General features: G+C 65.1%; 10 protein-coding genes. 6 read left to right on the top strand and 4 right to left on the bottom strand.

Annotated features, from left to right (window positions below):
• Positions 1-282: 282 nt before the first annotated feature.
• Together J0909_RS12640 and J0909_RS12635 are read left to right on the top strand one after the other, a co-directional pair.
• Positions 283-1,329, top strand: coding sequence for a GGDEF domain-containing protein (locus J0909_RS12640; protein WP_207263321.1), 1,047 nt, complete (start codon positions 283-285; stop codon positions 1,327-1,329).
• Positions 1,330-1,396: 67 nt separating this feature from the next.
• Positions 1,397-2,494: a hypothetical protein gene (locus J0909_RS12635; protein WP_207263319.1), complete on the top strand. Its 1,098-nt coding sequence runs from the start codon at positions 1,397-1,399 to the stop codon at positions 2,492-2,494.
• A 21-nt stretch (positions 2,495-2,515) separates the two neighbouring features.
• Here the strand turns inward: J0909_RS12635 and J0909_RS12630 are convergent, their stop codons facing one another.
• From J0909_RS12630 to J0909_RS12620, 3 genes are all read right to left on the bottom strand, one after another.
• Positions 2,516-5,065 (bottom strand): methyl-accepting chemotaxis protein, encoded by a 2,550-nt coding sequence (locus tag J0909_RS12630; RefSeq protein WP_207263317.1) that lies wholly within the window; start codon positions 5,063-5,065, stop codon positions 2,516-2,518.
• A 177-nt stretch (positions 5,066-5,242) separates the two neighbouring features.
• Positions 5,243-5,470: a competence protein ComEC gene (locus tag J0909_RS12625; protein WP_207263315.1), complete on the bottom strand. Its 228-nt coding sequence runs from the start codon at positions 5,468-5,470 to the stop codon at positions 5,243-5,245.
• 21 nt (positions 5,471-5,491) lie between these two features.
• On the bottom strand, positions 5,492-6,916 hold the full coding sequence (locus J0909_RS12620) for a DNA integrity scanning protein DisA nucleotide-binding domain protein (RefSeq protein WP_207263314.1): 1,425 nt from the start codon (positions 6,914-6,916) through the stop codon (positions 5,492-5,494).
• A gap of 281 nt (positions 6,917-7,197) precedes the next feature.
• On the opposite strand from J0909_RS12620, the gene J0909_RS12615 reads away from it, so the two are divergent.
• The 4 genes from J0909_RS12615 (at position 7,198) to J0909_RS12600 (ending at position 12,628) form a co-directional block, all read left to right on the top strand.
• On the top strand, positions 7,198-8,085 hold the full coding sequence (locus J0909_RS12615) for a c-type cytochrome (protein WP_207263313.1): 888 nt from the start codon (positions 7,198-7,200) through the stop codon (positions 8,083-8,085).
• Positions 8,082-9,437: a cytochrome ubiquinol oxidase subunit I gene (locus tag J0909_RS12610; RefSeq protein WP_207263312.1), complete on the top strand. Its 1,356-nt coding sequence runs from the start codon at positions 8,082-8,084 to the stop codon at positions 9,435-9,437. The genes J0909_RS12615 and J0909_RS12610 overlap by 4 nt, the downstream gene beginning before the upstream one ends.
• Positions 9,437-10,993 carry a c-type cytochrome gene (locus J0909_RS12605; protein ID WP_207263311.1) on the top strand — a complete coding sequence of 519 codons (1,557 nt, stop codon included), beginning with the start codon at positions 9,437-9,439 and terminating at the stop codon, positions 10,991-10,993. The genes J0909_RS12610 and J0909_RS12605 overlap by 1 nt, the downstream gene beginning before the upstream one ends.
• Before the next feature lie 246 nt (positions 10,994-11,239).
• Entirely contained in the window at positions 11,240-12,628 is a 1,389-nt protein-coding gene (locus tag J0909_RS12600) for a class II fumarate hydratase (RefSeq protein ID WP_207263310.1), read from the top strand.
• Here the strand turns inward: J0909_RS12600 and J0909_RS12595 are convergent.
• On the bottom strand, positions 12,625-13,218 hold the full coding sequence (locus J0909_RS12595) for a LysE family translocator (protein WP_207263309.1): 594 nt from the start codon (positions 13,216-13,218) through the stop codon (positions 12,625-12,627). The two genes, J0909_RS12600 and J0909_RS12595, sit on opposite strands and share 4 nt — an antisense overlap.
• Positions 13,219-13,221: the final 3 nt, after the last annotated feature.

Raw genomic sequence — 13,221 nt, 5'->3', positions numbered from 1 at the left:
TTGCTTCGACAATACATATGGCGAAAGGAGTCGCCCCGCTCACAGAAAGAGCACCGTGCGCCAAACACAAACGCACCAGGACGTCATACAGTAAAATTTTGAAATGCCGTCCCTGATGCCCGCCGGGTAACCCGGCAAGGCGCACTTTTTTATGTCCCTTCGCCTCCTTTCCGCTTGTACCGGAACGACAACGGATGCTATCAAGCCGAAAAGGCGACATTTTTGTCCGGCCCGCTGCATGACCGGTTTTTTTCAAGTCCTTCACTCCGGGGAATTCCGACGATGTCCAAAAGCCCGAGCGAAATCGACCGATTTTTCAAAAATTTTCATCAGAGCGACAACCCCCACGAGGCGGACTGGATGGCCGTCATCCTGTTCGTGCGCAACCTGCTCTCCCGGTTGAGCATCTATTCCGACGACAAAAAATCCGAGATTCAGTTCGAGATCTGCGAGCAGCTCATGGAGAACGATTTCTCCGAAAAGCGGCTGGAAACGGTCATAGCCCTGCTCGACGGATACCTGATGCAGACCATCGGGGCCCTGGAAATGGAGGAAGCCCTGGCCGTGGAAAAGCGCACCGCCGGGCTGCTCATCAACGAAATGAACGAGATGATCTCGTCCATGCACGGGGCCAGCACGCGCCAGGATATTCGGTTGAACACCTTCCAGGAGGAGACCGTGGAGGTCATCCGGGAAGGCGCTCAGAAGTCCCACATTCTGTCCAGGGTGCGCGGCATGTTTAAAGAGATCATCGAGGAATTCCGCGAGGAAACGCGCGCGCTCAACGCCAAGGCCGAGCACTTCCGCGTGACCGCCGAGTTCGATCCCCTGCTGACCGACCTGCACAACCGCCGATCTCTGGAGGCCCATCTCAGAGAAACGGTGGAGGAATTCGCCCGCACCGGCACGCCCTTGACCCTGATGATGATCGACGTGGACCACTTCAAGAAGGTCAACGACACCTACGGGCATCAGGCGGGGGACGACGTGCTCCGCGCCCTGGCCCGCATCGTCAACACCCACGCCATCCGGCACAGCGGCTTCGCGGCCCGCTATGGCGGGGAGGAGCTGGTCGTGGTCCTGCGGGACATGGACCTCGGCCGCGCTTCCGCCACTGCCGAGGCCCTGCGGGCAGACGTGGAGCGCTACGACTTCCGCGTGCGGACCAACGGCAAACTCGGGGACACGCCCATCAACTTCACCGTATCCGTGGGCGTCGCCCGCATGAAGGTCGGCTGGTCCGTCGGGGAACTGATCGGCGCCGCCGATGCCGCCCTGTACCAGGCCAAGAACTCGGGCCGAAACCGGGTCTGTTCCGCACCAAACTAGACGGGATCGAAGCGCCGTATCGACGACTTTCGGTAACTGACGATATAAAAATACCCTATTTTAAAAAATGGTTATACATTATCGGTTGATGGTCTTTCTGGCCTTGACCTGGCTGCTGACCCTCTGCGGGCCGGCCCGTGCGGACGAGGTGCTTCTGCTCCATTCCGGGGTCGGGCCCACCCCTTGGAACCAACGGCTGGCTTCGGGACTGATCGAGGGGCTCGGCGGCACGGCTTCCGTGCGCCAGGCGTTTCTCACGGCCGACGGCACGGACGAGGACGCCTACGACGCGGTCTACGACCGATTGTCCGAGGACCTGGCCGGAGACGCGCCTAAAGCCGTGGTGGCCGAAGGGCCCCTGGCCTTCGCCTTCGTCCGCAAGTATGCGGGGCTTTTTCCCGAAGCCCCGGTGATCTATTGTGCCATGGCCCGGCCCGATCCCGAAGAGCTGTCCGAATGCGGCAACTATACGGGCATCGCCACGGACTGCGCCGTGCGCCGGAGCGTGGACCTCATCTTCGCCATGCGTCCCGCCACCCGCCTGCTCGTGGCCGTCGCCGACCGCACGCCCGAGGCGGCCCGCCGCATGGAGCTGGTCAACGAGGCCATGCGCCCCTACCTCAACCGCGCGCAAATCCTATTCCCCGGCTTCGAACCGGGAGACGACCGGGGGCTCGACCTGAAGGGCCTGGGCGACACCCTGGCCAGCGTCCCCTCCACGGGCACGGTCCTGTTCCTGGGCTTTGCCGAGGACCGGGACGGTTCCCCGATCTCTAACGAGGAGATGGCCGCGCTCATCCGGGAACGGGCGGACGCGCCCGTCTATCTCCTGGACGACGCGGTCTTCGGAACCGGGGCCGTGGGCGGATGGATGATTTCGGCCAAGGACGTGGGCGCGGACGCGGCCCGCGTCGTCCGCAAGATCCTCGGCGGCGAGAACGTGCGCGAGATGCTGCCCCCGCCCAGTCGGCCGGCGCTGCGTTTCGACGGCACGGCCCTGGCCCGCTTCGGGCTGCATGCCCCGGACTCGGCCGAGGTGGTTAATCCGCCCGCGGGCACGGTACAGGAACGTCCGGTCCTGCCGGTCACCGGCCTGGCCTGGGCCGTGGGGCTGGCCGGGCTGATCGTCCTGCTCGTGCTCCTGCGCCGCCGCTCCAAGTCCTGAAGACACCCCGAACGCCGCAGGCTAGCCCACATGGCGGACGTCCACGGCCAGAACCGAAAGGATGTGGCCCCCGCCGTCCTTCACGGGCGTGGCCACGGTCAGGCAATAGTCGTCTATCGTCTTTGAATAATAGATGTTCGAGATAAAACTCTCGCCCGTGCGCATGGGCTCGCGGAACCAGTCGCGGTCCGCCCAATTGGTGCCCGGTCCGCCCGAACCGTTGCCCGGGGAACCGTGGGCCGTGGCGAATTCCGTGACCAGCACGCCCCGGGAATCGATGAGCCAAGCCGTTTCCAGGCTCGGGTTGTCCCGGACCACCCGCTGGAGAAGGGCGAGCCGCTTTTCGGGCACGGCCAGGTCCGGGGCCTTGGCCAGGGACTCCACCTGCTTCTGGACCACGCCCTCGCCGAGCAGCATGAACAGCCCGTAGAGCTTTGACAGGGTCTCGATCTGGCCGGTCAGCTCGCCGATGGCCCCACCGGTCTGGGCCACCGCCTCGGCGGTTTGGGTGGAAACCGCGTCCACTTCGCTCACGGCCCGGTTGATCTCCTCGCCCGCGTTGGACTGCTGGGTGCTCGCTGCGGCAATGGCCGACACCTGGCCGGTGACGGTCTCGAAAAATCCCATGATTTCACTCAGGGCCCGGCCCGATTCCCCGGCCAGCCGGTTGGCCACGTTCACCTTGTCCGCGGCCAGGTCCATGCCCTTGATGTTCTCGCGCACGTCCCCCTGGATGGCCGCGATGGACCCGCCCACCTCGCGGGTGGCGGCCATGGTCTTCTCGGCGAGCTTGCGCACCTCGTCGGCCACCACCGCGAACCCGCGCCCGGCCTCGCCCGCGCGGGCCGCCTCGATGGCCGCGTTCAACGCCAGAAGATTGGTCTGGTCCGCGATGTCGGAAATGACGTTCATGACCTTGCCGATGGAATCCGCCTTGGTTCCCAGGTTGGCCACCTGTTCCTTGAGCCTTTCGGTGATGGCGTGGACGTCGCCGATGGACTCCACGGTGCGCCGGACCACTTCGGACCCTTCCTGGGCCCGTTGCCGGGCGTTGCCCGCATCCCGGGACGCGGTTTCGGCGTTCCCGGCCACCTCGCGGATGGACCCGGCCAACTCCTCCATGGAGGCCGCCGTGGTCTCCACCCGGGCGCTCAGGCTGTTGGCCCCCTCCATGATCCTGCCGGACTCCTGGTTCACCGTGGCCGAGGCCTCGCGCATGCCCGAGACCACGGTCTCCAGCATGCCCGCCGCCTGAAGCATGCCCTCGCGCTGGGCGCGGGCCGCGTCCGTGCGCGCCCGGCGCTCGCTCTCGGCCCGGACCGCGGCGGCCTCGGCTTCGGCGGCGCGGGTCTGGGCCAGGCGCGAGGCCCCTTCGGCTTCGCCCATTTTCTCGCCCAGGTTGTGGACCATCCGTTCGATGGCCTCGGTGACCTCGCCGAGCTCGCCCTTGAACCGTCCGCGCGGCCGGGTCTCCAGGTCGCCTTCGGCCACCCGGCCCGCATAGACGCGCAGCGCCTTGAGCGGCTTGAGCAGGACCAGGCGCAAAAAGAACAGGGTGACCAGGACAATGCCCGCCACGGAGCCGCCGGTCACGACCAGGGCCGCGTTCTCCAGCTTGCGCACCGGATCCAGGGCCTCGGCGGCGTCGATCTTGGCCACCAGGCCCCAGACGGTGTCGCCCACCTTGACCGGGGAATAAGCCGCCAGGACCTCGCGGCCCCGGAAATCCACGCTGTCCATACGTCCGATCCCGCCACCCAGGGCACGCAGGGCGGGCTCGGAACGCATGCCGCCCGACTGCGTGTCGGCAAAGGAGGCGATCACGCTGTGGCCCGCGGAATCGGAATACATATCCGAGCGCATGCGCCCGTCCGTACCCACCAGATATGCCTCGCCGGTCTCGCCCATGCCTGCCCGGGTGCGCATGACCTTGTTCACGGATTCGATGGGAATGCGCAGCATGGCCACGCCCTCGATGCCCTGCCCGTAACGCCGGATGGGGGCGGCGATAAAGGCGCACGGCCGCCCGTCCAACGGCCTGTAGGGGGCGAAGTCCACGAACACGGTTTCGCCCTTGAGGGCCCGCTTCCAGGCAGGCAAAAGCTGGCTGTCGGCCAGGTCCCCTTTGGCGATGTCCCGGCCCAGTTCCTTGCCTTCGGCCGCCGCAAAGACGATGCGCCCGGTGTCGTCCAGGATCAGGGCGTCGGCATAGCCGCAGACCTTGAGCCACGGGGTGAATTCCGGCACGACCCGCTTCAGGGCGTGCGCGTAGTCCTCGTTGGCCAAGTCCATGGGCTGACCGGGTTCGGCCGCATAGAAAATGATGTCCCGAAGCCGGACCAGGGCGCTGTACACGTACTTGGCCTCGGAATACATGGTGATGTCCCGGTTCCACAGTTCGGTCAGCCCGTCCAGTTCATGGGATTTGGCCTCCTGAAGGGAGACCAGCTTGCTGAAGGACTGCTCCTTCATGCTGACCGAGGCGTTGTGCAGGCTGTAGCCCGCCATGCCCGCCAGGGGCACGATCCCCACCAGCAGGCAAAACAAAATCATCTTTACGCTGAGTCGCATTGTCCCCCCTTGCAACGGCGCCGCCGGGCCGTTCGGATACCTTTATCGGAAGGGGGGAGCGTACCTTCGAACACAATTTTGGCGACCCGATTTGTTACAGAGACGTAACGGGAACGTAAAATTCGGATGTCGTTGTTGTGACATCGACAATCGTAATGATTCCCGGCGGGCGGAGAGTCAGGCCACCAAGGCGGCGTACAGGGCGGCCAGAGACCAAAGCAGGACGCACAGAGCCGAAGTGGCCGGGATCATCCACCACTTGAGCTGCACGGACCGGCCCCGGAGCTTGAAAGAGGCGCAGCAGCGAAACAGGGACAGGACCATCTGGACGAGCAGGCCGGACGCGGCTAGGGCGGGCAGGGCCAGGACCCAGAACAGAGGATCGGACATCCAGTCGGCGCGCATGATCGAAAACCGGCCCCGCCCTTAGCTCATGACCCACTCGGCCAGCAAAGGAGGCCGATGTAGGCCGCAGATATTCTGGAAATGGCACAGCGCGGTCAGTTCCACCCCGTCCTTGATGATGGACACGGGGCGGTCCGAGGACACGACCACGACCACCAGTTGCTCGTGATCGGCGGTGAAACGCAAGGCGGAATTGAAACGCGCACCCCGCGCCCGGTTCTCGCCCGGCACGCTGCGTCCGTCCATGAGGCAAGCGAAGCCGTGCAGCCTAAGGTCCCGGCCGATGTGCACGGCCCCGTCGAGCCTGGACAGGGAACAGGCCAGTTTGAGGTGGCTGCTCCGGGTCAGGTCCAGGGGTTCCTCCAGGTGCTGGCCGGACATGGTCAGGGGCTCGCGGCCCATGTCCACCACCAAGGTGCAGCCGTGCTTGCGGTCGCGTACCCGGTTGACCATGGTGGTGACGATCTTGAACAGGGCGTTCTGTTTCTCCATGGTCATGTCCGTCTCCAGGAACTGTTCCTCCAATTGGACCAGGTTGGCCCGTAGATTGGAGGACTGGAACCGTCCGTCGGAAAAGCTGCACACCAGTTGGTTGCGGATCCACAGGAACCCGTAGGAGCCGGAGAACTGGGCCGCAAGATATGCGCCGGGCATGGGCCCGATGGCGATGCCCAGCACCGAGGTGCCGTTCGAGACCAGGACCCGTCCCGAGTCCTCCACCGCCTGCAACAGCTTGCGCACGTGCTTGAAATTCGCGGTCTTGGGCTGCTCGTGCTCGGGGAAACGGCAGATGAACCGGACCTGATCCAACTGGTTGGGCTCCACCACCACGATGCGGCCCCGGGGCGCGGCCCCCTCCTCCTTGGTGGCCGACACACCGAGCAGGGCGTCCAGGAAGGGATAGACCCGGATCTTGGTATCCAGCCACCCCAGGCGGGAGCGTTCATCCACGATAAAGTCGCGGATGGCGTGAATGGCGCAATGCTGAAGCATGAACCCGGCCGTATCCAGGCCCATGACGTTGCCGATGGAGAAATGCTGGGAAAGCAGCTCGGCCGCGTATTCCAGCCAGTTTCTGGTGGGGCCCGGCGAGCACAGGTTCGGGTGCTCCTCGGTGAACCACATCTGGTAGCTCACGGCGTTGGAGCGCGCCCCCAGGGTGATCAGCCCGGCCAGGTCCAGGCCGATCTCCTCCTGGCTGAGCACGCGCACGCCCTCGAGGAATTCGTCACGGCCCCGCCAACGGCTGGAGTAGAGAAAATAGTCCTGCAACTTCGGCTCATGTCCCTCAAGCAGCCCCTGCGGATCGCAGATGCGCAGCGGATCGCCACGGTTCACGGCGTAGATGACCGCCACCCGGCTCGGGGGCGAAAAATGAGACAATCCGTCCCGAAGACCGTCCAGGATATGGAAAATGCAAATGTTTTCGAACGATGCTTGCGACATGCTCCCGGCTCCCATTGACTAATGGCTGCGCCTGATCCTAGGCAATCCGTAGACCAACTGTCTCGAAAATGTCCAGAAAATGATGGTTCCGGATGAGATACCCCATCCATTCGGATGGGCGTTGACGGAGCGCCCGGGAAGGAGCACTTTTGGGTGACTTTCGCCACGGACGGTTGAACAACTACCCAAACATCGCATAGACTGTCCTCCGGCGGTCCCGGCCTCGGTCCGGGGCGGACGCCGCCGATTTTGTCGATCCAGCCTGTTCAAATGGAGATCCCATGAACCAAGCAAAACTGTTTTTCTCTCTGACCCTGGTTGTCTTGTTGTTGATTTTCGGCGCATGGCTGGTCTTTTTCTTCCAATGGTCCGCGCCCATGCCCAGGACAGCCGGTCCGACCGCTACGGGTCCGACCACGGGAACGGTCCCCGCGCCCCTTGAGCCGGTTTTCAACCCCCCTGCGCCCGAAGACGCCCCGGAACAGATCAGGCCCATGGTCATGCTCGGCTACAAGATCATGACCGAGACCAAGAAATACGCGCCCGGGTACGTGGGCAACGACATGGCCTGCACCAACTGCCATTTTGACGGCGGACGGAGCAAGGACACCATCTCGCTGGTGGGGGTGGGGGCCAAATACCCGCTCTACCGAGGCCGCCGTGAATACACCGCCGACCTGGCCCTGCGCACCCAAGGCTGTTTCGAACGCAGCATGGACGGCAAGGCCCCGGCCGCCGACAGCCAGATCATGCAGTCCCTGCTGGTCTATTACCAATGGATATCCAAGGGCATCCCCATCTACTCAACCCCGCCGTGGGCGGCCCTGGCCCACCATCTGGAAAACGACCACAAGCCCGACGCCGAAGCGGGCGCGACCGTCTACAAGGACGTCTGTGCGCGCTGCCACGGCGACGACGGGCACGGCACGCCCATCGCCCCGCCCCTGTGGGGCGACGGCGCCTATAACGACGGCGCGGGCATGAATCGCATCCGGACCTTCTCGGTCTTCGCCTGGCGCTTCATGCCCAAGTCCAGCCCGAGCTTGACCCAGGAGGAGGCCCTGGACGTGGCCGCCTACGCGCATGGACAACCCCGGCCCAAGTTCAAGGCCACCCATCCGAACAAGATCGAGCGGGTCATCCCGCTGCCCGGGGAGGCCAAGAAATGACCTTCCCCCTGATTCACGTTCCCGTTCTCGGCGACGGCATGACCATCGCCCTGAACGCCGTTCTCCACGTGCTCATCAGCCACGGCGTGGCCATCGGCATGACCATCCTCATTGTCCTCTTCCAAAACCTGGCGGCCACGGGCCATGGGCGATTCTGGGGAGAGACCGCGCGCGCCCTGCTCAAGCCCGTGGTGGTCATCACCACTTCGGTGGGCGCGGTGACCGGTGTGGGCATCTGGTTCATCACCGGCATTCTCGCGCCCGAGGGCATCGGCTCGCTCATCCACCTCTTCTTCTGGCCCTGGTTCATCGAGTGGTGGGCCTTCACCACCGAGGTGGTCTTCCTGCTCATCTATTATTTCCTCTGGGACCGCCTCGCCGAGCGCCGCCCGCGTCTGCTCATGGCCGTGGGCTGGGGCTACGTGGCCGTAGCCCTGAGCTCCGCCGTACTCATCTCCGGCATCCTCGGCTTCATGCTCACCCCGGACGGCTGGCCCCAGGGCGGCACGTTTACCCAGGCCTACTTCAACCCGACCTTCGTGCCCCAGTTCATGCTGCGCATTTTCGCCGGCATCGCCTTGGGCGCGCTGCTCATCCTCGGCTGGACCGGTTGGCGGTTCCGGGGCTCGGCCGATGAACGCGGACGGGTCTTCCGCGCCACCGGTCTGGTCATGCTTGCGGCCATGGCCGGCACGGCCCTGTTCGCCTGGATCTACTTCTCCCGCATCCCCGGGACCTACCTGACCCACTGGAAGTTCTCGGTGGCCACCTCCGTCTGGTCCCAGACGCCGAATCTGTTGCCCGTGCTCAACGGAGCGGCCGTGGCCTGCCTGGCCCTGGCCGCCGTGGCCGGGCTGCTCAAGCGCCGCGGGGCCGCCATGATCCTGTTCCTGCCCGCCCTGATCCTGTCCGTGGGCCTGGTGGCCGAGTTCGAGCGGGTGCGCGAGTTCGTGCGCGGGCCTTACCTCCTGCCCGGCTACATGTACGCCAACCAATCACGCATGGTCCGCCACGAGGCTTCCAAGGCCGAAGACCGCCCGCTGCTGGCCACCCTGGACTGGGTCAACGAAACCACGGACAAGGCCCCGGCGGCCCGTGCGGGACGCGCGCTTTTCGACGCCAACTGCGGGGTCTGCCACACCATCGGCGGCATCAACGACATCACCGTGCGGCTGCGCGGCCGAACGCTCGAAAGCGTCAACGCCATGACCGCCATCACCGAAAGCATGGTGCCGTTCATGACCCCGTTCAACGGGTCCGAGGAGGAACGCCTGACCATGTCCACCTACCTCTATTCCATGGCCAACAAGGACACCCTGCCCAGGCCGCAACTGCAAGGGGAGGTCAAGTGATGGAACCCTGGAAAGACCTGTTCCTCGCGCTGCCGCTCCCCGAGATCTGGCTGCGCATCCTGCTCTTCGTCACCTTCGGCCTGCACCTGCTCTTCGTCCTGCTCATGCTCGGCACGGCCATGCTCGGCTTCGTCTTCTTCCTGCGCGACTGCTGCGCCGCCGACCGAACCGACATGGGCTGGAACCAGAGGATGGTCAAATCCCACCTGGGCCTCAAGAGCCTGGCCGTGGTCCTCGGCGTGGGCCCCCTGCTGATCATCCAGGTGATCTATTCACTGGGCTTCTTCACGGCCACCGGCCTGTACGCCTTCACCTGGCTCGCGGTCATCCCCCTGCTCATCCTCGCCTTCCTGGCCATCGAGCTGTTCGAGCACAAAATGCTTTCCCGCCCCTGGCTGCCGTTTCTCAGCGGCGCCATCGGACTGGGCGCGCTGCTCACGGTCCCGGCCATCTTCACCGGAGCCCTGTCCCTGATGGAGCGCCCCGGCGAGTGGACCGCCTTCGCGGCCAAGGCCCTGTCGCCGACTTCCGTCTACCTGCCGCACTGGATCCTGCGCTACCTGCACGTGCTCGGCGCGGCCGTGGTCTTCGGCGCGGCCTTCCACCTGTTCTTCACCGCCGGGCAGGCCCCGGACAAACGCGCCCGGCTACACGCATGGCTGTTCGGCGGCATCCTCTTCCAGGTGGCGGTGGGAGCCCCCCTGCTCTTCACCGTGGCCGACGTATTCAACTGGCCCGTGCTGACTTCCGTGACCCTCGGCACCATAGCGGCCATGGCCATGGCCTGGACCCTGCGCCCCGCCACGGCCCAAACCCCGGCCCCCGCCCGGACCGGACGCGCCCTGCTCGTCCTCCTGCCGCTGGTCTTCGTGTCCATGCTCGCCGCCCGCCAATCCCTCCAAGACGCCACCCTCATGACCCTGCACAAGGAGGCCCGCGCGGAACTGACCCGAGAGTCCGCCGACCTGGACCGCTTCCGCGAATCCGCGCTGAAGACCTTCCGCCTCAAGCTCGCCACGGTCTACGACAACGGCACGACCATCTATGAAAAAAGCTGCCAGCCCTGCCACGGCGTGGGCGGCCTGGGCGACGGACCGGCCGCCAAACGGTTGCTCATCCGTCCCGAGGACCTGGCCGCGGTCCGCGCGGACCGGGACTACGTCCGCTCCATGATCCTGACCGGCGTGCCCGGCTCGGGCATGCCCTACTTCACGGTTTTCGACAAAGACAAGATCGACTCGCTGCTCGACCGGATGGACAAGAGCTTCAGCCTGTTCGGGCCGACCACCGTGCCCCGGCGCGAAGTCGGCGAACCGGCTCGCGACATCTGGAAAAACACCTGCGCCACCTGCCACGGGCTCACCGGACGACCCTCGGAATTCGGCCTGACCCTCCAGCCCGCGCCCCCGGACCTGGGACGGTTCTCCCTCGAACCCGAACGGTCCCTCCAGATCATCACCGACGGCTATCCCGGCACGGTCATGCAGCCCTACCGCGCCCTGCCCGAGTCCGTCCGCCTGGATCTGGTCTCCATCGCCGCCAATTTGCGGCGATGACACGCGACCGGCCTGTAAACACGGACGGCCTGCCCGGCGATTGCCGGGCAGGCCGTCTTTGCGTGGTCCGGGTAACGCGGGGCAGGAAGGCGGCCTCCGGAGAACCTTTTCCAAAAGATCCTCCGGCGGGGTCTGGGGCGGCGTCCCAGCCGTCAAAGACGCACCCGCCCGGAAAATCTCATCCTCCCTGTTGAGCGGCCGTCCCGAATGCGCTACGGTGGGTGAAAACCAGATCGTGGAGGTCGCATGTTTCGAACCGAGACGGACAGCCTGGGTGAAGTCCAGGTGCCGGGAAAGGCGTTGTGGGGAGCGCAGACGCAACGGGCGCTGGAACTGTTCACCATCGACGGGGAGTTGATGCCCCGGGAGATGATCCGGGCGTATGCCTACCTGAAGAAGGGGTGCGCCCTGGCCAACGGTACGGCCAAGAAGCTGGATGCGGACCGGCGGAATCTGATCGTGACGGCGTGCGACGAAATTCTGGCGGGCGGGCACGCGGACATGTTCCCGTTGCCGGTGTGGATCTCGGGCAGCGGCACACAGTTCAACATGAATGTCAACGAAGTCATCGCCAACCGTTGCTCGCAGTTGGCGGGCGAACCTCTCGGCTCCAAAACGCCGGTTCACCCCAACGACCACGTCAACTTAAGCCAGTCAACTAACGATAACTTTCCGTCAGTCATGTATATGGCTGTTGCAACAGAAGTTATTGAACGCCTTATGCCCGCATTGGCGGAGTTTTTCGGAACGCTTTCGGCCAAGGCCGAGGCCTGGGCGGAGATCGTCAAGATCGGGCGCACGCACATGCAGGACGCCACGCCCCTAACCCTGGGCCAGGAATTCTCCGGGTATGCCGCGCTGGTGGAGGACGACGGACGGCGCATCCGGGAGGCCCTGGAATCCGTGTTCGAACTGCCTCTGGGCGGCACGGCGGTGGGCACCGGGGTGAACAGTTGGCCCGGATTCGCCGAAGCGGCCGTGGAGCGAATCGCGGAACTGACCGGATTGCCGTTCGTCCCGGCGCGCAACCGGTTCGCGGCCCAGGGCAGCCACGACGCGCTGGTGCACCTGTCGGCGGCCCTCAAGACCCTGGCCAACTCCCTGAACAAGATCGGTTCGGACATCCGGCTGCTGGCCTGCGGGCCACGCGCCGGGTTGGGCGAATTGGTCATCCCGGCCAACGAACCGGGGTCGTCGATCATGCCGGGCAAGGTCAACCCGACTCAGTGCGAGGCGCTGACCATGATCAGCCTCCAGGTCATTGCCAACGATCTGGCCGTGACCCTGGGCGGCACGGGCGGCGCCCTGGAAATGAACGCCTACAAGCCGTTGATCGTCCGCAACGTGCTCCACTCGGTACGCCTGCTGGGCGACGGCATGCGCAGCTTCACCGAGCACCTGCTCAAGGGGCTGGAGCCGGACCGGGACCGCATCGCGGCGCATGTGGCCCATTCGCTCATGCTGGTCACGGCCCTGACCCCGGTCATCGGCTATGACAAGGCGGCCAAGATCGCCCTGCACGCCCACAAGACCGGGCAAAGCCTGCGTGAGGCGGCCCTGGAGCTCAAACTGGTCTCGGCCGAGGATTTCGACCGCGTGGTGGTGCCGGAACAGATGATCCGCCCCAAGGGCTAGACGAACAGGGCGTACACGGTCGCCCCGACCATGACCGCCACGAGCGCACAGTTGACCCCGGTAAGTATGGCCGGGGACTTGAAGGTACGCAGGATGGCGGCCCCGGCCAGCCCCCAGATCGAGTGGAAGGACACCTGGAAGACCATGAAGGTCAGGACAAAAACGGCCACCTGCCTGAGAAGCGGCACGGCCGGATCGGCCAGCATGCCGAACCCGACCAGGGCCATGGCCCAGCTCTTGGGATTGAGCGGGTGCAGGACAACGCCCTCCCAGAAGGAGAACCGGCGGGCCACCGCATGATTGCCCAGCCGCATGCTCAACAGCTTCCAGCCGAGATACAGAATGTAACACGTTCCGCAAACCTTCATTATCGTCGAAAGGCCGGGCGACGTCTGAATGAGCTTGCCCAGGCCGAGCGCCACCGTGGAGTCCAGGCTGACCGCGCCCACGGTGGTCCCGATCAAAAAGGGGATGGCGGACCTGAAGCCCGTGGTCTGGCCGATGCCCATCATGGTCAGGTTGCCCGCGCCGGGCGTGCCGGTCATGACAATGACGAAGAGGACGAAGGCGGCGTAAGTTTCCATGTTCATGGC

This window comes from Desulfovibrio sp. Huiquan2017, assembly GCF_017351175.1.
Taxonomy (GTDB): Bacteria; Desulfobacterota; Desulfovibrionia; order Desulfovibrionales; family Desulfovibrionaceae; genus Pseudodesulfovibrio.
The sequence above is the reverse complement of the archived record's forward strand: the minus strand, read 5'-3'. Positions and strand labels throughout refer to the sequence as shown.

Coding starts and splice junctions, on each gene's coding strand:
- J0909_RS12630 (WP_207263317.1), bottom strand. CDS start 5,065: ATGCGACTCAGCGTAAAGATGATTTTGTTTTGCCTGCTGGTGGGGATC.
- J0909_RS12625 (WP_207263315.1), bottom strand. CDS start 5,470: ATGCGCGCCGACTGGATGTCCGATCCTCTGTTCTGGGTCCTGGCCCTG.
- J0909_RS12635 (WP_207263319.1), top strand. CDS start 1,397: ATGGTTATACATTATCGGTTGATGGTCTTTCTGGCCTTGACCTGGCTG.
- J0909_RS12620 (WP_207263314.1), bottom strand. CDS start 6,916: ATGTCGCAAGCATCGTTCGAAAACATTTGCATTTTCCATATCCTGGAC.
- J0909_RS12600 (WP_207263310.1), top strand. CDS start 11,240: ATGTTTCGAACCGAGACGGACAGCCTGGGTGAAGTCCAGGTGCCGGGA.
- J0909_RS12610 (WP_207263312.1), top strand. CDS start 8,082: ATGACCTTCCCCCTGATTCACGTTCCCGTTCTCGGCGACGGCATGACC.
- J0909_RS12615 (WP_207263313.1), top strand. CDS start 7,198: ATGAACCAAGCAAAACTGTTTTTCTCTCTGACCCTGGTTGTCTTGTTG.
- J0909_RS12605 (WP_207263311.1), top strand. CDS start 9,437: ATGGAACCCTGGAAAGACCTGTTCCTCGCGCTGCCGCTCCCCGAGATC.
- J0909_RS12595 (WP_207263309.1), bottom strand. CDS start 13,218: ATGAACATGGAAACTTACGCCGCCTTCGTCCTCTTCGTCATTGTCATG.
- J0909_RS12640 (WP_207263321.1), top strand. CDS start 283: ATGTCCAAAAGCCCGAGCGAAATCGACCGATTTTTCAAAAATTTTCAT.